Genomic DNA, 19,420 nt, shown 5'->3' on the forward strand with positions numbered 1-19,420 from the left:
ATCGCGGGCAAGCCTCGCTCCTACAAGGAATCGGCGGCGTTTGTGGGGGCGAGGGGGCGGCGGTGTTTGTGGGATCAGGCCAGGTTCTGTTCGGTCAGGCGCTGCACGGCCAGGCGCCGGTAGTGGGAAGGGGTCATGCCCTTGAGTTGCTGGAAGCGCCGGTTGAAGTTGGAGATGTTGTTGAAGCCGGACTCGAAGCACACGTCGGTCACCGGCTTGTCGCCATCGGCCAGCAGTTCGCAGGATTTGCTGATGCGCAGGCGGTTGACGAACTCGACGAAGCAGCGGCCGGTGGCCTGCTTGAACACCCGGGAGAAGTAGGTGGGTTTCATGCCCAGGTAGTCGGCGACTTCCTCCAGCGGCAGTTCGCGGGCGTAGTGGGCGAAGATGTAGTCCACCGCGCGGTTGGTGCGGTCGACGTTGTGCTCGTCCGCCAGTTGCACGTTGGTGGCGCCGGACAGCAGCTGGTAGTCGTCACAGGCGGCCAGCAATTCCAGCAGGATGAAGAAGTGCCCGAGGCGGGTGATGCCGCTGGAGTCGGCGATGCGTTGCATCAGGTCCATGGCCTGGGCGATGGTGCGCTTGCAGCGGAACTCGATGCCGTACTGCGCGCGCTCCAGCAGCGGGGTCAGGCTCTTGAGTTCGGCGAACACCTGATAGCCGCTTTCGAACAGCTCGTCGGTGAAGTTCACCAGCATGTCGCGCTTGGCCACCACTTCGTCCTCGGCCACCTGGCTGATCCAGTTGTGGGGCAGGTTGGGGCCGGTGAGGAACAGCGATTCGGGGTAGAAGTTGCCGATGTAGTCGCCGATGAACACCTTGCCGGAGCTGGCGACGATCAAGTGCAGCTCGTACTCCTTGTGGAAGTGCCAGCGCACCAGGGGGCAGGGGAAGCCGTGCTGGCGATAGATGATCGACAGGCCGTTGTGGTCGTCCATCAATTCGTAGGAAGGGTCGGTGACTCTTGCTGATCGGCTCATGGCGCTGTGCTTCTTATCCTTGTTGCGCCAGATCATGCCTCCATCGGATATCCAGCACCAGTGCTGGCCAGGAGATCCCTGTAGGCGCTCGGGCGCGGCGTTCTCAAGATCGCTGAGGGCCTGCGGCCCTATCGCAGCCTCGCTGGTGCTCGGCAGCGGCTACAGGGTTTGTGTCGGCTGACAGATCGAGGCACGGCTCGGTTTCTGTAGCCGCTGCCGCAGGCTGCGATCGGCCCGAAGGGGCGCGCTCTTGAGGTCTGCGGCTACAGGTCAGGCCTCAGGCCAGGCGATTTTTCGCCTCGATCCACTGCGCCATGTACTGGGTGCTCTTGTGGTGATGGTGACGCAGCATGCCGCCGGTGAAGTTGTCGCGGCGCAGTTGCGCCAGGTTCGCCCGGCAGTGCTGCAGGCGTTCGATCAGAGCCGGGCCGTGGACCTGTTGCCGATAGCGCGCCAGCAACAGTTGGCGACCCTGTTCCTGGGCCGCGCTCCATAGCGCCTGGTCCTGATACAGGCGTACCGCCGCCGCGGCGATAGTGCTGGCCGACTCGGCCACCGCTCCCGGCCAGGGCGCGTCGCCGTGCATGGCTTCGGCGCCGACCGGGGTGGTGACGCTCGGCGTGCCACAGAGCATGGCGTCCAGCAGCTTACCCTTGATGCCTGCGCCGAAACGCAGCGGGGCCAGGCAGATCCGCGCGGCGGACATGACTTCCAAGGCATCCTCGGCCCAGTTCATCACCAGGAACCCCTGGGCCGGGTTGTGCAGGGCTGCGGCCTTGGGCGGGGTGTAGGCGCCATAGATATGCAGTTGCGCGCCCGGCAGCTGCTGGCGGATCAGCGGCCACACGGCGTTTTTCATCCACAGCACCGCATCCCAGTTCGGCGCGTGGCGGAAGTTGCCGATGCTCAGGAAGTGCGCCCGTTCGGCGAAGGGCACATAGCTGTGCGGCATGTGCTCGGGCATCAGCGGGCACCAGTGCAGCAAGGCTGGCGGCAGGCCGAACTGCCTGACCAACAGCTCGATCTCGAACTCGGAGATCATCAGGCTCAGGTCGCAGCGGTACAGCGCGGCGATCTCGCGCCGGGCCTGGTCGGTGTCGGCCATGCCGGCGAACTCCTGCTCGGCGGCGGGGGCGAACAGGGCGCTGAAGTCATCGTTGTCGTCGCTGGCTTTCAGGCGCTCCTTGAGCCGCTGATGGCGAGCGTGGCGCAGGCTCTGCAGGTCGGACGTCTCCAGCACGCGCAGGGCGCCGGGGCACTGCTGCTCGACGCGCCAGCCGAACTGCTCCTCCATCATGAACTGGTCGAACAGCACGATATCCGGCGCCAGTTCGGCGATGAAACGGTCGAAGCTGCTGTTGTTCAGTTCGATCGGGCATTCGCGGATGCCCAGGGCCGTGAGGTCTTCCTTGTGCTCGCCGGGGTTGGCCGGGCTGCTGAAGGTGATGTCCCAGCCTTGCCCGAGGAAGACCTGGAGGATCTGCATCAGGTGCCCGCTGGCCGCCGAGGAGCGGGGTTCGGGCCAGACGTAACCAATGACCAGGACTTTGGTGGCGGCGGTCGGACTCATGGCTGGGTATTCCTGAAAAACGCGGGGGTGTCTGCGGGGGCGCCATTAAACCACAGCGGGGGGACTGGCGCGGCTGCCCTGACGCCCAGGGCCCAGGCGCTTGTCGGGTCAGCGGGGGTTACCGAGGGTTCAGCCGAGGAGGGTGCGGACCTTGTTGCGCAACTGGTCGATGGAGAAGGGCTTGCCGATCACCGCCATGCCGGCGGCCACCTCGATGTTTTCCGCGTAGCCGCTGGCGAACAGCACCGGCAGCTCCGGGCGCAAGGTGCGGGCGCGGGCCGCCAGTTCCTTGCCGTCCATGCCGGGCAGGCCGACGTCGGTCATCATCAGGTCGATCCGCAGCGCGCTGTCCTGCAACCGGGTCAGGGCCTCCTCGCTGCCCGCGGCTTCCAGCACCTTGAATTCCAGCTCCTCCAGCACATCGACAATCAGCATGCGCACGATGGTGTCGTCTTCGACGACCAGGATGGTGGAATCGGTGGTGGGCATAGAAAGTCTCTCGAAAAAGGGAGGGGGCGGCAGCGATAAAAAATTCGCCTCTTGCAGCAATAAATAACGCGCAATGACAAACCGCTGAAGCTGTACAAAAAAATAATTCTGTACAAGCTGTGCCAGAATAACCTGTCTGATCGAGAGCGGGCAGTGCCGGATGGCAATTTGTGCCTAGAGTTGCCAGAAGAATAGATACGCTGCCCGTCTTTGGGGCAAACTCCATGGTTTTTGACACTTCACCAAGGCCTTTCAATGATCTCCACGTCTTCGGTTGATGAACAGAGTTTTCGCAAGCTGCTAAGCCGCAACATTGCGCTTCCCCTGGGCGTTGGCGTGCTCAGCGCGGTGGTCTTCCTGTCCCTGATCAGCTACCTGCTGTCGGTGACCCAGTGGGTCCAGCACAGCGATCGGGTGATCAACAGCATCAACCAGGCCGCCAAGCTGACGGTCGACCTGGAAACCGGCATGCGCGGCTTCCTGATCACCGGCGACGAGCATTTCCTCGACCCTTATGAAGTGGCCAAGCCGCAGATCTTCAGCGAGTTGCGCGGACTGCGCGAGCTGGTGGCGGACAACCCGCAGCAGGTCGATCGCTTCAAGCGCCTGGAAGCCTTGCAGGACGAGTGGAATCTCTACGCCAAAGGCATGATCGAGATGCGCCGCCAGGAGGGCGACTATCGCCGCTCGGTGCAGTCCGGCCGGGGCAAGCGCCTGACCGACCAGATGCGCAAGGAATACGACGAAGCGGTGGCGATGGAGCAGCAACTGCGGGTCGATCGCAACGAGAACGTCACCCGCACCACTGTCCGCAGCGTGGCCCTGTACCTGTTGTTCGTGGTGCTGATCAGCGGCCTGCTGGCCTATATCGGGCGCCGCGACCTGCTCAACCTGTCCAGAAACTACGGCGCCAACCTCGCCGCCCAGCAGCAAAGCGCCCGGGCCCTGGAGCAGCAGGCCTGGCTGCGCAGCGGCCAGACCGAACTGGCCGAGCAGTTGCTGGGGCAACTGACGCTGAACCTGTTGGGGCGCAATATCCTGCAGTTCTGCGCGCAGTACCTGGGCAGCGCCGTGGCGGCGATGTATGTGCGTGAGGAGCACGGCGGCCTCAAGCGCGTGGCCGCCTATGGTTTCTCCCGCGAGCAGGAAGAACGCGAACAGTCGATTTTCATCGGTGAAGGCATGGTCGGCCAGGCGGCCCAGCAGGACCGGCTGATCCGTCTGGACGAGGTGCCCGCCGATTACTTCAAGGTCAGCTCCGGCCTCGGTGAGGGCGTGCCGCGCAGCGTGCTGGTGGTGCCGACCAGCGACGACGACCGGGTCAACGGGGTGATAGAGCTGGGCTTCCTGCGCGCCCTCAGCGAGCGCGATGTCGAGCTGCTGGAACTGATCGCCGGCAATATCGGCACCGCCATCGAAGCCGCGCGTTATCGCCAGCGCCTGCAGGAAGTGCTGGCCGAAACCCAGCAACTCAACGAAGAACTGCAGGTGCAGCAGGAAGAACTGAAGACCGCCAACGAAGAGCTCGAGGAACAGTCGCGGGTGCTCAAGGAGTCCCAGGTGCACCTGGAATCCCAGCAGGTGGAGCTGGAGCAGACCAACGAGCAACTGGCCGAGCAGGCCCAGGCGCTGGCGCAGCAGCGCGACGCCATGGACCGCAAGAACGGCGAGCTGAACCAGGCCCAGGTGCAGTTGCAAGAGCGTGCCGAGGAGCTGCAGCGCTCGAGCAAGTACAAGTCGGAATTCCTCGCCAATATGTCCCACGAGCTGCGCACGCCGCTGAACAGCTCGCTGATCCTGGCCAAGCTGCTGGCGGAAAACCCCCAGGAAAACCTCAGCGCCGAACAGGTGCAGTTCGCCGAGTCGATTTATTCGGCGGGCAACGATCTGCTCAACCTGATCAACGACATTCTCGATATTTCCAAGGTCGAAGCCGGCAAGCTCGAAGTGCGCCCGGAAAACACCAGCGTCGCGCGCCTGGTGGAGAGCCTGCGCGGGCTGTTCCAGCCGCTGACGGCGGACAAGGGCCTGGAATTCCATGTCGAGCTGCAGCCTGGCACTCCGCAGACGCTGTTCACCGACCGCCAGCGGGTCGAGCAGGTTCTCAAGAACCTGTTGTCCAACGCGGTGAAGTTCACCGAGAAGGGCCAGGTCAGCCTGAGCGTGTCGCGCGAGCCCGAGGCGGGCATTGCCTTCAGCGTGCGCGACTCGGGCATCGGGATCGCCCCGGAGCAGCAGGAAAGCATTTTCGAAGCCTTCCGCCAGGCCGACGGCACCACCAATCGCCGTTACGGCGGCACCGGCCTGGGGTTGTCGATTTCCCGCGACCTGGCGGCGCTGCTCGGCGGTTCGATCACGGTCGCCAGCGAGCCGGGGCAGGGCAGTGTCTTCACGCTGGTGCTGCCGGAGCACTACGTCGAGCGCGCGCCAGGGGAACAGGGCGAACTCAAGCCGGTCGCTGCGCCGGTGGTCCAGGCGCCGAGCAAACCGGCTCCGGTGCCGGCACCCCTGGTGCCCGAGGTGGAGATTGCGCGTTTCGCCGACGATCGCGACAAGGCGCCGTTCGCCAGCCGCTGCATCCTGGTGGTAGAGGACGAAGCGAACTTTGCCCACATTCTGTATGACCTGGCCCACGAGCTGGGTTACCAGTGCCTGGTGGCCCACGGCGCCGACGAAGGCTACAGCCTGGCCGAACAGTTCGTGCCGGATGCGATCCTGCTGGACATGCGCCTGCCGGACCATTCCGGGCTGACGGTGTTGCAGCGCCTCAAGGCGCACGCCACCACCCGGCATATCCCGGTGCATGTGATTTCCGTGGAGGACCGGGTCGAGGCCGCCATGCACATGGGCGCCATCGGCTACGCGGTCAAGCCCACCACCCGCGAAGAGCTCAAGGACGTGTTCGCCCGCCTGGAAGCCAAGCTCACCCAGAAGGTCAAGCGCGTGCTGCTGGTGGAGGACGACGACCTGCAGCGCGACAGCATCGCCCGGCTGATCGGCGACGACGATATCGAGATCACTGCCGTCGGCCTGGCCCAGGAGGCCCTGGAGCTGCTGCGCGACAACCTCTACGACTGCATGGTCATCGACCTGAAGCTGCCGGACATGCTCGGCAACGACCTGCTCAAGCGCATGTCCACCGAGGACATCTGCTCCTTCCCTCCGGTGATCGTCTACACCGGGCGCAACCTGACCCGCGACGAAGAAGCGGAGCTGCGCAAGTATTCGCGCTCGATCATCATCAAGGGCGCGCGTTCGCCCGAGCGCCTGCTGGACGAAGTGACGCTGTTTTTGCACAAAGTCGAATCCCAGCTGTCCCATGAGCGGCAGAAGATGCTCAAGGCCGCCCGCAGCCGCGACAAGGTGTTCGAGGGGCGCAAGGTGCTGCTGGTGGACGACGATGTGCGCAACATCTTCGCCCTCACCAGCGCCCTGGAGCAGAAGGGCGCGATCGTGGTCATCGGCCGTAATGGCCATGAGGCGATCGCCAAGCTCAATGAAGTCGAGGACATCGATCTGGTGCTGATGGACGTGATGATGCCCGAGATGGATGGTTACGAGGCCACCCTGGAAATCCGCAAGGAGCCGCGCTGGCGCAAGCTGCCGATCATCGCGGTGACCGCCAAGGCCATGAAGGATGACCAGGAGCGCTGCCTGCAGGCCGGCGCCAACGATTACCTGGCCAAGCCGATCGACCTCGACCGGCTGTTTTCCCTTATTCGAGTCTGGTTACCCAAGATGGAAAGAATCTAGTGGAGCGCAATACCGAGATCGAACTGCGTCTGTTGATCGAAGCTATCTACCTCAAGTACAGCTACGACTTCCGCGATTACTCCGGCGCCTCGATCAAGCGCCGGATCAACCATGCGCTGCGCCAGTTCGAATGCAAGACCATTTCCGCCCTGCAGGAACGGGTGCTGCACGATCCGGGCGCCTTCATGCAGCTGTTGCAGTTCCTGACGATTCCGGTCAGCGAGATGTTTCGCGACCCCTCGCACTTCCTGGCGATTCGCCAGGAAGTGGTGCCGCTGCTCAAGACCTATCCCTCGATCAAGATCTGGATCGCCGGCTGCAGCACGGGCGAGGAGGTCTATTCCATGGCCATCCTGTTGCGCGAGGAAGGGTTGCTGGAGCGCACCATCATCTACGCCACCGACATCAACCCCAGCTCCCTGGAGAAGGCCAAGCAGGGCATCTTTTCCCTGGAGAACATCCGCGCCTACACCCAGAACTACCAGCAGGCCGGCGGTTTGCGCTCCTTTGCCGACTACTACACGGCGGCCTACGACTACGCGATCTTCGACAAGACCCTGCGCGAGAACGTGACTTTCGCCGACCACAGCCTGGCAACTGACAGCGTGTTCTCCGAAACCCAGCTGATTTCCTGTCGCAACGTGCTGATCTATTTCAACAAGAAGTTGCAGGACCGCGCCTTCGGCCTGTTCCACGAGTCGCTCTGCCACCGTGGTTTCCTGGTGCTGGGCAGCAAGGAAACCCTGGACTTCTCGGCCTACGGCCAGCATTTCGAGCCGCTGGTCAAACAAGAACGGGTCTACCGCAAATCATGAAGGACTACGCCATCGGGCAATCCGCCTTGCCGCGGGTCGAGGCCATAGTGATAGGTGCGTCGGCCGGCGGCGTCGAGGCGCTGCTGAAAATCTTCACCGCGTTTCCCGGGGGTTTCAGCCTGCCGATCATGGTGGTGCTGCACCTGCCCGAAGAGCATCGCAGCCAGTTGGCCGAGGTGTTCGCCCAGCGCCTGGCGCTGCCGGTGCAAGAGGCCCGCGACAAGCAGAGCATCGACCGCGGCACCCTGTATTTCGCCGTGCCCGGTTATCACTTGTCGGTGGAGCAGGACCGCAGCCTGTCCCTGAGCCAGGAGGAGCGCGTGCATCATTCGCGCCCGGCCATCGATTACCTGTTCGACTCCGCCGCCGATGCCTATGGCCCGCGCCTGGCCGCGGTGCTGCTGACCGGCGCCAACCAGGACGGCGCCCATGGCCTGGCCCAGGTCAAGCGGCGCGGCGGCTTGAGCATTGTCCAGGACCCGGCCGAGGCCCAGGTGGCGACCATGCCCGAGGCGGCCATCGCGCTGCAGCGACCGGATTACATTCTCCCTTTGCACGGCATCAGCCGTCTGCTTGTCGAGCTGGAACGAATCGCATGTTAAGTAATATCCAAGCCAAGCTGCTGATCGTCGACGATCTGCCAGAGAACCTGTTGGCCCTCGAAGCGCTGATCAAGCGCGAGGACCGCCAGGTGTACAAGGCGCTGTCGGCGGACGAGGCCTTGTCGCTGTTGCTCGAGCATGAGTTCGCCATGGCCATCCTCGATGTGCAGATGCCCGGCATGAACGGCTTCGAGCTGGCCGAGCTGATGCGCGGCACCGAGAAGACCAAGAACATCCCCATAGTGTTCGTCAGCGCCGCCGGGCGTGAACTCGACTATGCCTTCAAGGGCTATGAAAGCGGCGCGGTGGATTTCCTGCACAAGCCGCTGGATACCCATGCGGTGAAGAGCAAGGTCAATGTGTTCGTCGACCTGTACCGGCAGAGCAAGGCCATGAAGCAGCAGGTCGAAGCCCTGGAGCAGAGCCGGCGCGAGCAGGAGGCGCTGCTCAAGCAGTTGCAGGCGACCCAGAACGAACTGGAGCAGGCGGTGCGCATGCGTGACGATTTCATGTCGATCGTCGCCCACGAGGTGCGCACGCCGTTGAACGGCCTGATCCTGGAAACCCAGCTGCGCAAGATGCACCTGGCCCGCGACAACGCCGCCGCCTTCACCCTGGACAAGATGCACGCCATGGTCGACCGCGACGAGCGCCAGATCAAAAGCCTGATCCGCCTGATCGAGGACATGCTGGACATCTCGCGGATCCGTACCGGCAAGCTGTCGATCCGCCCGAGCCGGGTCGACCTGGTGCAGCTGGTGCGCGGCCTGCTGGAGAACTTCGCGCCCCAGGTCGAGGCCGCCGAATCCTCGATCGCCCTGAGCGCCGAAGACTCGCTGCTCGGCCAGTGGGACGAGTTCCGTATCGAACAGGTGATCTCCAACCTGCTGACCAATGCCTTGCGTTATGGCGCCAAGAGCCCGATCGAAGTGCGGGTGTACAGCGCGGACGGGCAGGCGCGGGTCGAAGTGCGCGATCATGGGATCGGCATCAGCGAGGAAAACCAGGCGCGTATCTTCCAGCAGTTCGAGCGCGTCTCTGTCAATCATGCGGTGGCCGGGCTCGGGCTCGGGCTGTTCATTTCCGAGCAGATCGTCACCGCCCATGGCGGCACCATTGAAGTCGACAGCCGGATCGGCGAAGGTGCGCTGTTTCGCGTTTGTCTGCCGCTGTAGGAAAACACCGGCACCCACGCAACCTTCTGGATGACCGGATGGTCGTATCAGCAGCTATTGACCGAACAAAGGCTTCTCATGAGTGAAGATGCACAAGACGTCGTACTGATCGTCGAAGATGAACCGGTGATTCTGATGTTGCTCGCCGACTATCTGTCGGGCCTGGGCTACCGGGTGTTGCAGGCGGAGAACGGCGAGCAGGCGTTCGAGATCCTCGCCAGCAAACCGCACCTGGATGTGATGATCACCGACTACCGGCTGCCGGGCGGGATTACCGGGGTGATGATCGCCGAACCCGCGGTGAAGCTGCGTCCGGACCTCAAGGTGATTTTCATCAGCGGCTATCCCACCGAGATTCTCGAGTCCGGCAGCCCGATCGCGCGAAGCGCGCCGATCCTGGCCAAGCCCTTCGACCTCAACAGCCTGCAGGAACAGATCCAGCGCTTGCTGGCATGACACCCCTGAGCCCTGTAGCCCTGTAGCCGCTGCCGAGCCCGCGAGGCTGCGATCGGTTGCGCAGCAACCGCAAAACCGGGCTCCAGGGTGGATCAGATAAATCTTGCGCCTGCTACGCAGGCGATCGCAGCCTGCGGCAGCGGCTACAGGGATGGGGGCGACAGCGTGTTTACAGGCCTTGCTGCAAGGCCGGATCGTCGGGGTTCTGCTGTTCCAGCTGGGCCAGGAGGATCTGCACGTTCTGCAGCTGGCCGCTTTCCTTCCAGTACTTGATCAGCAGCACCCGCGCCTTGCGGTTGGCGGGTTGGCGCTGGACGATTTCCTCAAGCTGTTTCTGCGCCGCCTCCAGCTCTTCTTCGCTGTGCAGGGTGGTGGCCAGGTCGTAGCGGTAGCCGGCGTTGTTCGGCTCCAGCTCCACGGCGCGGGACAGGCCGAGCAGGGCGAACTCGCTCTGGTCGTGGTGCAGCAGCCACATGCCCAAAGCGTGTTGCAGGTAGGCGGAATCCTGTTGCGCCTGCAGTTGTTTGGCCAGCAGCTGGCGGGCGGCTTCGCTCTGGCCCTGGCGGTCCAGCACCTCCAGTTGCAGGATCACCGCTTGCAGGTTGTCCGGTTGCAGGCTCAAGGCGTGTTCCAGCGTCTGTTGGGCCTGGGCCAGGTTGGCGTTGTGCAGGTACAGGCGCGCCAGCTGGTATTGCGCCTCGACGTTCTCCGGCTGGGCCTTGAGCACCTGGGTGTACTCATCGATCACTTGCTGCAGCGGCCCGAAATACAGGCCCTGTTCATCCGGCGTCAGGCCGAGCAGGGCGGTGACGGCGGCAAAACGCACGCTTTGCACTTCATCGTCCAGCAGCGGGCCGATCAGCAGGCTGCGTTGGCGCGCCGGGACCAGGCCGAGCACCGCCGCAATGGCGGCCTCGCGGACCTCGGGCTCGGTGTGGTGCAGCCCGGCGTCGACCAGTTTCAGTGCCTGCGGGCTGGGGTAGTTGTGCAGCTCGGCGAGCAGGCGGATACGCCGGCTGTCCGACAGGTCCGGACGCCCCAGCTGCTGATACAGCACCCGCGCCGCGCCGGGCTGGCCGTTGCGCGCCTGTTCCAGGGCCTTGCCATAACCGTGCTTGATCGCATCCGGCACCACCGGCGGCGTGGTGCGCAGGAACAGCCACGCCAGGCCCAGGGCCAGGACGACGAGGAGGCTGATCAGCAGGGTACGGCGGGGCTTGGTCATGCAGGCATCCATGGCAGGGGCGGCTTTACGAAGGCGCAAGCTTCGGTCAGGTTCCCCTCGGAGTCAAACCCGGTTGCCGGTCGACGGGCATGACTCGGGTTTTCGCGGCAGGGCAAGGCTGCAAGAGCGGCCCCGGCTTGTCCCGTCACTCTGCGTGACGAAGGGATTGGCGCGAAGGATCAAAAATTCGGGAAAAATTGCCTTCCTGCCGGGAAGCTCAGGGCGATAAGCTTTCCCGGCCGCCGATTGACTAGGCTAGCCGCAGGTGCCCTTTGCCCAGAACCCACTCATGCAGCCACTGATCAACTACTTCAAGATCGTCATCCACCCGGGAGGCGCGGTGCTGCGCTTCGCCTTGCGCACCATCGCCGCGGGCCTCTTGACCCTGTACCTGGCCTTCATCTTCGACCTCGACCAGCCCAAGTGGTCGCTGATGGCGGTGATCATCGTCAGCCAGCCCCTGGCCGGCATGGCCCTGGCCCGCAGTTTCGGCCAGGTGCTCGGCACCACCCTGGGGGCCGCGGTGGCGGTGCTGATCATGGCGATCTTCCCCCAGGCGCCGCTGCCGTTCCTGGTCACCCTGGGCCTGTGGCTGGCGTTGTGCACCGCCGGCGGCACCCTGTTGCGCTACACCAGTTCCCAGGCGTTCGTGCTCAGTGGCTACACCGCGGTGGTGGTGGCGATGCTGGCGATCCCCGAGCAGGGCAACACCCTGATGCTGGCCATTACCCGGGTCACCGAGACCCTGCTGGCGGTGGCCTGCGTCTGCGTGGTCAGCCTGCTGACGGCGCGTCCGGAGACGGTGGCCGCCGGCTACTTCGCCAAGATCGACCAGGTGCTCAAGCTGCTGGCGACCCACGCCGCGGCAGCGATCCGCACCGACGAAAGCGAGGCCGACTTCCACAAGCGGCAGATGCAGCTGCTGGGCGAGATCAGCGCGCTGGAAGGCTTGCGCCGCCACCTGTATTTCGACGCGCCACGCCTGCGCAGCGCCGACGGCCTGGTGCAACTGCTGGGCAATCAATTGGTGCTGCTGACCTCGCGCCTCACCGTATTGCGCCACCAGCGCGAACTGCTGCGGGCGCGCTGGGTCGGCGAGTTGCCGGAGGCGATCCAGCAACTGCGCGCCGACGAGCTGGCGTTTCTCGATGAACTGGCGCAGCACGGCCGCGCCTTGCCCGCGGCCTCGCGGCAGCAGTTCGGGCAATTGCAGCAGCGTTTCGATGAACAAGCGCGGCGTGCCGAGCGCGAGGCCGATGCCTTGCCCGCCACCTTGCGTTCCCTGGCCTGGGCCCTGCGCTGGGAACAGGCGCGGATGCTCAAGCAACTCGAAGACATTCTCGAATTCAGCGATGCCATCCAGGACGGCCGCCAGGCCAGTTGCCTGTACCGCCAGGGCCGGGCCAATCCCTTGCACCTGGATTGGCCGCTGGCGGCGATGAATGCGCTGCGGGCCTTTACCGCGCTGCTGGTCGCCGGGCTGATCTGGATCGAAACCGCCTGGGACGGCGCGCGTTCGAGCATGGTCCTGGTGGGCATTCTCTGTTCGCTGATGGCGACCTTTCCCCGGCCCTTGGCGGCGGCGCAAAGCTACATGCGCGGCCAGGCCCTGGCGCTGGTGATCTCGGCGGTCTACGTCTTCGCCCTGGTGCCCTTGATCGGTGATTTCGAGTGGCTGGCGCTGCTGCTGGTGCCGCTGCTGTATACGGTCGCGGTGGGCCTGGCCAGCCCGATGACCGCCGGCATCGGCATGGGCCTGGGGCTGTCGAGCCTGCTGATGATCGGCCCGCAGAACATCGGCGCCTGGCAGAACAGCGCCATCCAGTGGTTCGAGTTCGCCGGGGCCTATGTCAGCGGCGGAGTGCTGTCGTTGCTGGTCTACGCCTTCATCTTTCCCTTCAACCCGGTACTGCGCATTCGCCGCTTGTTCCGCGACACCCGCGAACAGGTGTACGCCTTGCAGAAAACCACGGCCAGCGACGAGGAGCAGTTTGTCTTTGAGAGCCGCATGGTCGACCGCCTGACCCAGATGATCGGGCTGTTGCCCGCCGCCGGCGACCGGGCTTCCGCCGAGCGTTTCGAAACCAGCCTGGCCTGCATGACCCTGGGCGTGGCGATGAACCAGCTCAAGCAGCAGAGCCTGGACAACCCCTGGCTGAGCTGCGCGGCCAACGCCGACCTGCAGCAGTTGCTGCGGCGGATCGGGCGTTATGTGGCGGGGCGCCCGGGGCTGGATGTGGACGAGCTGCTGGCGCGGCTGCGGGAGTTGGGCGACTACCTCGACCAGCTGCACGGCGACGACCGGCCCCAGGCCCATGAACAGCTGTGGTCGGTGTTCCGCATGCGCGTCTCGCTGCTGATCGTCGGCGCCTTCCTGGAGCGCTACCGCCCCATGCTGCAACCCACGGAAACAGGAGAGCCGGCCCTTGCCCATTGATTTCGAGTTCGGCGGCGTCTACCTGCCGCCCATTGCCCAGGCCCTGTTGCTGGCCTTGCCGATTTTCCTGCTGCTGGACTGGGGGCTGCGGCGCCTCGGTGTGTTGCGTTTCGTCTGGCACGAAGCGCTGTTCGAAGGGGCGCTGTATGCCTGCGTCTGCGCCATTGTCATTCTGCTGATGGGAAGCCTATGAATCTGAAAAACACCCTGGCCCGTTCGATCACCCTGGTGGCGGTAGTGCTGGCGCTGGTGCTGGGCTGGTTCGCCTGGGAGCATTACACCCGCGCGCCCTGGACCCGCGATGCGCGGGTGCGGGCCGATGTGGTGACGCTGTCGGCGGACGTCGCCGGGCGCATCGTCAGCCTGCAGGTGCAGGACAACCAGCACGTGGACAAGGGCCAGCTGTTGCTGGAGATCGACCCGGCGCAATATGCCCTGGCCGTGGAACATGCCAAGCGCTCGGTGGAAGTGGCGGTCGCCACCCTCGGCCAGTCCGAGGCGGCGATTGCCTCCAGTGCGGCGCAGCTCAAGCAACGGCAAAGCGAAGAGCGTCGGCGGCGGACCCTGAAGCAGGGCTTCGCGATTTCCGGCGAGGAGTGGGAGAAGTCCAATACCGATGTGGCGGTGGCCCAGGCCGACCTGTTGCGCGACCAGGCCAACCTCGGCCTGGCCCAGGCCAACGTGCACCTGGCCCAGGCGGCGCTGAAACAGGCCGAGCTGGACCTGCAGCGCACTCGGGTCGAAGCCCCGGTCAGCGGCTATGTGACCAACCTGCAGACCCGCCAGGGCGACTACGCCAGTGCCGGCGCGGCCTTGCTGGCCCTGGTGGACAGCGATTCCTTTTATGTCAGCGGCTACTTCGAGGAAACCAAGCTGCCGCGGATCGAGGAGGGCAGCGCGGTGCGCATCCAGCTGATGAGCGGCGAGACCTTCGGCGGCAAGGTGCAGAGCATCGCCTTCGCCATTACCGACCGCGAGAATTCCCAGGGCAGCCGCCTGCTGGCCAACATCAACCCCAGCTACACCTGGGTCAAGCTGGCGCAGCGGGTGCCGGTGCGGATCGCCATCGACCCCGATTACCCGGGCAGGGACAGGTTGCGCGCCGGGACCACGGCGACGGTGACGGTGTTGGAATAGGCGAGAGGTTGTTGTGGATGAACGATCTTATCGCGGGCAAGCCTCGCTCCTACANTCTTCTGTAGGAGCGAGGCTTGCCCGCGATGCTTTTCGGCAGGCAAAAAAAAGCCCCGCGACCGAATGAGAACACGGGGCAAAAATTTGGTTGGTTGCGGCCAACCAAAGGAGCTCGGTTGAAGCCTTACTTGCTGGCGACCGTCTCAGGCTGCCAGCCACCCCCCAGGGCCTTGTAGATGGCGACGATGCCACGGTACAGGTCGACCTCGGCCTGGGCCTGGGAGTCTTCGGCGGCCAGGCGTTCGCGCTGGGCGTCGAGCAGCACCAGGAAGTCCACGGTGCCTTCGCGGTAGCGGATTTCCGCCAGGTCGGCCGCGGCGCGGCTCGACTCGCTCTGGCGAATCAGCGAGATCAGGCGTTGCTGACGCTTGCCGTAATCGCTGAAAGCGTTTTCCGACTCTTCCAGGGCCAGCAGCACTTGCTGCTCGTAGGTCGCCAGGGCGCCGTCGGCATCGGCATTGGCGCCGCGCAGACGGGCACGCACGCTACCCAGGTCGAAGGCCGCCCAGGTAATGCTCGGGCCCAGGGCCCAGGCATTGGCGGCCGAGGAGCCGATCTGCGAACCACGGCCGGCGGTGAAGCCGAGGAAACCACTGAGGCTGACCCGGGGGAACAGATCGGCCTTGGCCACGCCGATCCGCGCGGTGGCGGCGGCCAGCTGGCGTTCGGCGCTGAGGATGTCTGGACGGCGTTGCAGCAGTTCGCCCGGGTCACCGATCGGCAGGGCCTTGGCAATCGCCGGCAGCTGCGCGGGTTTGAGATCGACACTGAGCTTGTCCGGACGCTCGCCCAGCAGGGTAGCGATACGGTTGCGCTGGCGTACCTGTTCGGCCTGCAGTTGCGGCACGCTGGCCTCTACCGCGGCCAGGCGCGCATCGGCGCGGACCACGTCGAGCTGGTCGCCGACGCCGGCGTCGCGCAGGCTTTCGGTGATCTTGCGTGACTCCTGCTGGTTGTCCAGGTTGGCCAGGGCGATCTTCTCCCGCAGCTGGGCGCCGCGCAGCTGGCCGTAGGCATCCACCAGCTCGGCAATCATGGTGACTTGCAGCTGGTAGAGGTCGGCCTCGGCGGCCTGCTGGTCGGCTTCGCTGGCTTCCAGGTTGCGCTGGATGCGGCCGAACAGGTCCAGCTCCCAGGCCATGTCCAGGCCCAGGTCGTAGCGTTCGCTGTTGACCCGGCTGGTGGTCTGGCCGGGGATCTGACCCTTGGCCAGGTCGCTGCTGGCGCGGCTGGTGATGGTCGGCATCGCATCGTTGCTGGCGTCGTCGCGAATCGCCCGAGCGGCCCGCAGACGGGCGAAGGCCACGCGCAACTCACGGTTGCCCTGCAGGGACTGGGTCACCAGCTGGTTGAGCACCGGGTCGTCGAACTGCTGCCACCAGATGCCTTCGAAACGCGCGCGGTCGAAATTCTTCTGGCCCGCGGCGCCGTCGGTGGCGGCCGTGATGTTGGCCGCCTCGGTAGTCGGGGTCTGGTAGTCCGGGCCGACGGCACAGGCACTCAGGGCCAGTACCAGCAAGCTCGGCAGGAAGACTTTCAAACTCATTGTTGCGCCTCCAGTTTCAGGGCACGGGTCGCTTTGCGGGCTTCGCTGCGCTCCACATAGTTGCGGATCAGGACGTAGAACACCGGGGTCAGCAGCAGGCCGAAGAAGGTCACCCCGAGCATCCCGGAGAACACCGCGACACCCATGGCATGACGCATTTCCGCGCCCGCGCCGCTGGAGAACACCAGGGGCACCACACCCATGATGAAGGCGAACGAGGTCATCAGGATCGGCCGCAGACGCAGGCGGCAGGCTTCCAGCACCGCGGCCAGCGGGTCGAGGCCTTCTTCCTGTTTGTCCTTGGCGAACTCGACGATCAGGATCGCGTTCTTACACGCCAGGCCCACCAGTACGATCAGGCCGATCTGGGTGAAGATGTTGTTGTCGCCACCGGACAGGATCACCCCGGTGATGGCCGACAGCAGGGTCATGGGCACGATCAGGATCACCGCCAGCGGCAGGCTCCAGCTCTCGTATTGCGCCGCCAGTACCAGGAACGCCAGCAGCACGCAAAGCGGGAAGACGAACAGCGCGGTGTTACCGGCAAGGATCTGCTGGTAGGTCAGCTCGGTCCATTCGTAGGTCATGCCGTTGGGCAGTTCTTCCTTGAGCAGTTTCTCGATCGCCGCTTCCGCCTGGCCGGAGCTGTAGCCCGGTGCGGCCGCGCCGTTGATTTCCGCGGTGACGAAGCCGTTGTAGTGCATCACGCGGTCGGGACCGGCGGTGTCACTGACCTTGATGAAGGTCGCCAGCGGGATCATCTCGCCCTTGTTGTTGCGTACTTTCAACTGACCGATCTGCTCGGCTTCGAGACGGAACTGCTGTTCGGCCTGGACGTTGACCTGGTAGGTACGGCCAAAACGGTTGAAGTCGTTGGCGTACAGCGAGCCCAGGTAGACCTGCAGGGTGTCGAAGATATCGCTGATGGCCACGCCGTGGGTCTTGGCCTTTTCCCGGTCGATAGCCGCATCGACCTGAGGCACGTTGACCTGATAGCTGGTGAACAGCCCGGCCAGTTCCGGCACGCTGCGACTCTTGGCGATGACGTTCTGCACTTCCTTATACAGCTCTTCGTAGCCCATGCCGCTGCGGTCCTCGACCTGCAGGCGGAAGCCGCCAATGGTTCCCAGGCCCTGTACCGGCGGCGGTGGGAAGATCGCCATGTAGGCTTCCTGGATATCGGCGTACTTGCCGTTCAGGGCGCCGGCGATGGCTCCGGCGGACATGCTCGGGTCCTTGCGCTCGTCGAAGGGCTTGAGGGTCACGAACACGATGCCGTTGTTCGGGCTGTTGGTGAAACCGTTGATCGACAGGCCCGGGAAGGCCACCGCGCTTTCCACGCCCGGTTGCTTCAGGGCGATGTCGGACATGCGCTTGATCACGTCCTCGGTGCGGTCCAGGCTCGCGGCGTCCGGCAGTTGGGCGAAGGCCACCAGGTATTGCTTGTCCTGGGCCGGGACGAAGCCCATCGGCGTGTGGGCGAAGCCGAACCAGGTCAGCACCATCAGGCCCGCATAAAGGAACAGGGCGATGCCGCTGCCACGAATCACCCGGCGCACGGTGCCGACGTAGCCATTACTGGCCCGGTCGAAGAAGCGGTTGAAGGGTTTGAACAGCCAGCCACCCAGCAGCTTTTCGAGGAGCCGGGAGAAGCGGTCCTTCGGCGCGTGGTGTTCCTTGAGCAAGACCGCGGCCAGGGCCGGCGACAGGGTCAGGGAGTTGAAGGCCGAGATCACCGTGGAGATCGCGATGGTCAGGGCGAACTGCTTGTAGAACTGTCCGGTCAGGCCGCTGATGAAGGCCGCCGGCACGAACACCGCGCAGAGCACCAGGGCGGTGGCGATGATCGGCCCGGTCACTTCGCGCATGGCGCGCTTGGTGGCTTCCACCGGGTTCAGGCCGAGGCCGATATTGCGCTCGACGTTTTCCACCACCACGATGGCGTCGTCCACCACGATACCGATGGCCAGCACCAGCCCGAACAGCGACAGGGCGTTGAGCGAGAAGCCGAACAGATGCATCACGGCGAAGGTACCGATCAGCGAGACCGGCACCGCCACCAGCGGGATGATCGAGGCGCGCCAGGTCTGCAGGAACAGGATCACCACCAGCACCACCAGGATCAGCGCTTCGAACAGGGTATGCACCACTGCCTCGATGGAGCCACGGACGAAGATGGTCGGGTCATAGACGATGCTGAAGTCCATGCCTTGCGGGAAGCTCTGTTTCAGCTCCGTCATCTTGGCCCGCACTTCGTTGGAGATCTGGATGGCGTTGGAGCCAGGGCGCTGGAAGATCGGGATCGCCACCGCCGGCTGGTTGTTCAGCAGCGAACGCAGGGCGTACTGGTTGGAACCCAGTTCGACCCGGGCGATGTCTTTCAGGCGAGTGATTTCACCATTCTCGCCGGAACGGATGATGATGTTCTCGAACTCTTCCTCGGTCACCAGGCGACCCTGGGTGTTGACCGACAGCTGGAAGCTGGTGGCGCTCGGCGCGGGCGGGGCGCCCAGGGTACCGGCGGCGACCTGGCGGTTCTGCTCGCGAATGGCGGTGACCACGTCGGTGGCGGTCAGGTTGCGCGAAGCGGTCTTGTTCGGATCGAGCCAGACCCGCAGCGAGTAGTCGCCCATGCCGAACAGCTGCACGTCGCCCACGCCGCCCAGGCGCGCCAGCTCATCCTTGATGTTGAGGATGGCGTAGTTGGACAGGTAGAGCATGTCGTAGCGTTTGTCCGGCGAGGTCAAGTGCACGACCATGGTCAGGTCGGGCGAGGCCTTGTCCACGGTGATACCGATGCGCGTCACCTCTTCAGGCAGCTTGGGCTCGGTCCGGGTCACCCGGTTCTGCACCTGCACCTGGGCGTTGTCCAGGTCGGTGCCCAGGGCGAAGGTGATGGTCAGGGTGATTTTGCCGTCGGCGGTGGACTGCGAGGACATGTAGAGCATGTTCTCGACGCCGGTGATGGCCTGCTCCAGGGGCGCGGCCACGGTTTCGCCGATGACTTTCGGGTTGGCGCCCGGGAAGTTGGCGCGCACCACCACGGTCGGCGGTACCACTTCCGGGTATTCGCTGATAGGCAGCTGGAACAGCGAGATGGAACCGGCGATCAGGATCAGCAGCGAAAGCACCGCTGCGAAGATCGGCCGTGAAATGAAGAATTGGGAGAAATTCATCT

The 19,420-nt window shown here is 64.6% G+C and carries 14 protein-coding genes; 8 read left to right on the plus strand and 6 right to left on the minus strand.

The genetic code is table 11. The annotated features are described in order from the left end of the window. Positions 1–74 precede the first annotated feature (74 nt). The 3 genes from ACTJKT_RS26485 to ACTJKT_RS26495 all read right to left on the minus strand — a co-directional run bounded on the left by ACTJKT_RS26485 (position 75) and on the right by ACTJKT_RS26495 (position 3,039). Complete coding sequence (locus ACTJKT_RS26485) at positions 75–980, minus strand: AraC family transcriptional regulator (protein ID WP_009049268.1); 906 nt, start codon at positions 978–980, stop codon at positions 75–77. Positions 981–1,257: 277 nt separating this feature from the next. Continuing rightward, entirely contained in the window at positions 1,258–2,550 is a 1,293-nt protein-coding gene (locus ACTJKT_RS26490; RefSeq protein ID WP_440789160.1) for a glycosyltransferase, read from the minus strand. A gap of 129 nt (positions 2,551–2,679) precedes the next feature. Further along, positions 2,680–3,039, minus strand: coding sequence for a response regulator (locus ACTJKT_RS26495; RefSeq protein ID WP_440789161.1), 360 nt, complete (start codon positions 3,037–3,039; stop codon positions 2,680–2,682). Between the two features lie 255 nt (positions 3,040–3,294). On the opposite strand from ACTJKT_RS26495, the gene ACTJKT_RS26500 reads away from it, so the two are divergent. The 5 genes from ACTJKT_RS26500 to ACTJKT_RS26520 all read left to right on the plus strand — a co-directional run bounded on the left by ACTJKT_RS26500 (position 3,295) and on the right by ACTJKT_RS26520 (position 9,840). Next, entirely contained in the window at positions 3,295–6,792 is a 3,498-nt protein-coding gene (locus tag ACTJKT_RS26500; RefSeq protein ID WP_440789162.1) for a response regulator, read from the plus strand. Beyond that, positions 6,792–7,607, plus strand: a complete 816-nt coding sequence (locus ACTJKT_RS26505; RefSeq protein WP_097303721.1) for a CheR family methyltransferase — start codon at positions 6,792–6,794, stop codon at positions 7,605–7,607. The genes ACTJKT_RS26500 and ACTJKT_RS26505 overlap by 1 nt, the downstream gene beginning before the upstream one ends. Beyond that, positions 7,604–8,209, plus strand: coding sequence for a chemotaxis protein CheB (locus ACTJKT_RS26510; RefSeq protein WP_440789163.1), 606 nt, complete (start codon positions 7,604–7,606; stop codon positions 8,207–8,209). The genes ACTJKT_RS26505 and ACTJKT_RS26510 overlap by 4 nt, the downstream gene beginning before the upstream one ends. Beyond that, positions 8,203–9,384, plus strand: coding sequence for a hybrid sensor histidine kinase/response regulator (locus ACTJKT_RS26515; protein ID WP_440789164.1), 1,182 nt, complete (start codon positions 8,203–8,205; stop codon positions 9,382–9,384). The genes ACTJKT_RS26510 and ACTJKT_RS26515 overlap by 7 nt, the downstream gene beginning before the upstream one ends. Positions 9,385–9,462: 78 nt before the next feature. Beyond that, positions 9,463–9,840 (plus strand): response regulator, encoded by a 378-nt coding sequence (locus ACTJKT_RS26520; protein ID WP_009049261.1) that lies wholly within the window; start codon positions 9,463–9,465, stop codon positions 9,838–9,840. A 169-nt stretch (positions 9,841–10,009) separates the two neighbouring features. On the opposite strand, the gene ACTJKT_RS26525 is transcribed toward ACTJKT_RS26520, so the two are convergent. Continuing rightward, complete coding sequence (locus ACTJKT_RS26525; RefSeq protein ID WP_440789165.1) at positions 10,010–11,065, minus strand: tetratricopeptide repeat protein; 1,056 nt, start codon at positions 11,063–11,065, stop codon at positions 10,010–10,012. Positions 11,066–11,354: 289 nt separating this feature from the next. Here ACTJKT_RS26525 and ACTJKT_RS26530 point away from each other — a divergent pair, with 289 nt between their 5' ends. The 3 genes from ACTJKT_RS26530 to ACTJKT_RS26540 are packed head-to-tail and all read left to right on the plus strand — an operon-like array spanning position 11,355 to position 14,639. Next, positions 11,355–13,502, plus strand: a complete 2,148-nt coding sequence (locus ACTJKT_RS26530; RefSeq protein WP_440789166.1) for an FUSC family protein — start codon at positions 11,355–11,357, stop codon at positions 13,500–13,502. After that, complete coding sequence (locus tag ACTJKT_RS26535; protein WP_025808694.1) at positions 13,492–13,695, plus strand: DUF1656 domain-containing protein; 204 nt, start codon at positions 13,492–13,494, stop codon at positions 13,693–13,695. Before ACTJKT_RS26530 ends, ACTJKT_RS26535 begins: the two co-directional genes overlap by 11 nt. Then, positions 13,692–14,639, plus strand: a complete 948-nt coding sequence (locus tag ACTJKT_RS26540; protein ID WP_440789167.1) for an HlyD family efflux transporter periplasmic adaptor subunit — start codon at positions 13,692–13,694, stop codon at positions 14,637–14,639. The genes ACTJKT_RS26535 and ACTJKT_RS26540 overlap by 4 nt, the downstream gene beginning before the upstream one ends. A 181-nt stretch (positions 14,640–14,820) precedes the next feature. Here the strand turns inward: ACTJKT_RS26540 and ACTJKT_RS26545 are convergent, their stop codons facing one another. Continuing rightward, complete coding sequence (locus ACTJKT_RS26545) at positions 14,821–16,242, minus strand: efflux transporter outer membrane subunit (protein WP_440789168.1); 1,422 nt, start codon at positions 16,240–16,242, stop codon at positions 14,821–14,823. Further along, entirely contained in the window at positions 16,239–19,418 is a 3,180-nt protein-coding gene (locus ACTJKT_RS26550; RefSeq protein ID WP_097303715.1) for an efflux RND transporter permease subunit, read from the minus strand. The genes ACTJKT_RS26545 and ACTJKT_RS26550 overlap by 4 nt, the downstream gene beginning before the upstream one ends. Between the last annotated feature and the right edge of the window lie 2 nt (positions 19,419–19,420).

The organism is Pseudomonas sp. 22526, from assembly GCF_052044735.1.
Classification (GTDB): domain Bacteria; phylum Pseudomonadota; class Gammaproteobacteria; order Pseudomonadales; family Pseudomonadaceae; genus Aquipseudomonas; species Aquipseudomonas piscium.

Bases quoted from the DNA above. Each gene is read 5' to 3' on its own strand.
- ACTJKT_RS26485 (WP_009049268.1), bottom strand. From the start codon at position 980: ATGAGCCGATCAGCAAGAGTCACCGACCCTTCCTACGAATTGATGGAC.
- ACTJKT_RS26490 (WP_440789160.1), bottom strand. From the start codon at position 2,550: ATGAGTCCGACCGCCGCCACCAAAGTCCTGGTCATTGGTTACGTCTGG.
- ACTJKT_RS26495 (WP_440789161.1), bottom strand. From the start codon at position 3,039: ATGCCCACCACCGATTCCACCATCCTGGTCGTCGAAGACGACACCATC.
- ACTJKT_RS26500 (WP_440789162.1), top strand. From the start codon at position 3,295: ATGATCTCCACGTCTTCGGTTGATGAACAGAGTTTTCGCAAGCTGCTA.
- ACTJKT_RS26510 (WP_440789163.1), top strand. From the start codon at position 7,604: ATGAAGGACTACGCCATCGGGCAATCCGCCTTGCCGCGGGTCGAGGCC.
- ACTJKT_RS26515 (WP_440789164.1), top strand. From the start codon at position 8,203: ATGTTAAGTAATATCCAAGCCAAGCTGCTGATCGTCGACGATCTGCCA.
- ACTJKT_RS26520 (WP_009049261.1), top strand. From the start codon at position 9,463: ATGAGTGAAGATGCACAAGACGTCGTACTGATCGTCGAAGATGAACCG.
- ACTJKT_RS26525 (WP_440789165.1), bottom strand. From the start codon at position 11,065: ATGACCAAGCCCCGCCGTACCCTGCTGATCAGCCTCCTCGTCGTCCTG.
- ACTJKT_RS26530 (WP_440789166.1), top strand. From the start codon at position 11,355: ATGCAGCCACTGATCAACTACTTCAAGATCGTCATCCACCCGGGAGGC.
- ACTJKT_RS26540 (WP_440789167.1), top strand. From the start codon at position 13,692: ATGAATCTGAAAAACACCCTGGCCCGTTCGATCACCCTGGTGGCGGTA.
- ACTJKT_RS26545 (WP_440789168.1), bottom strand. From the start codon at position 16,242: ATGAGTTTGAAAGTCTTCCTGCCGAGCTTGCTGGTACTGGCCCTGAGT.
- ACTJKT_RS26550 (WP_097303715.1), bottom strand. From the start codon at position 19,418: ATGAATTTCTCCCAATTCTTCATTTCACGGCCGATCTTCGCAGCGGTG.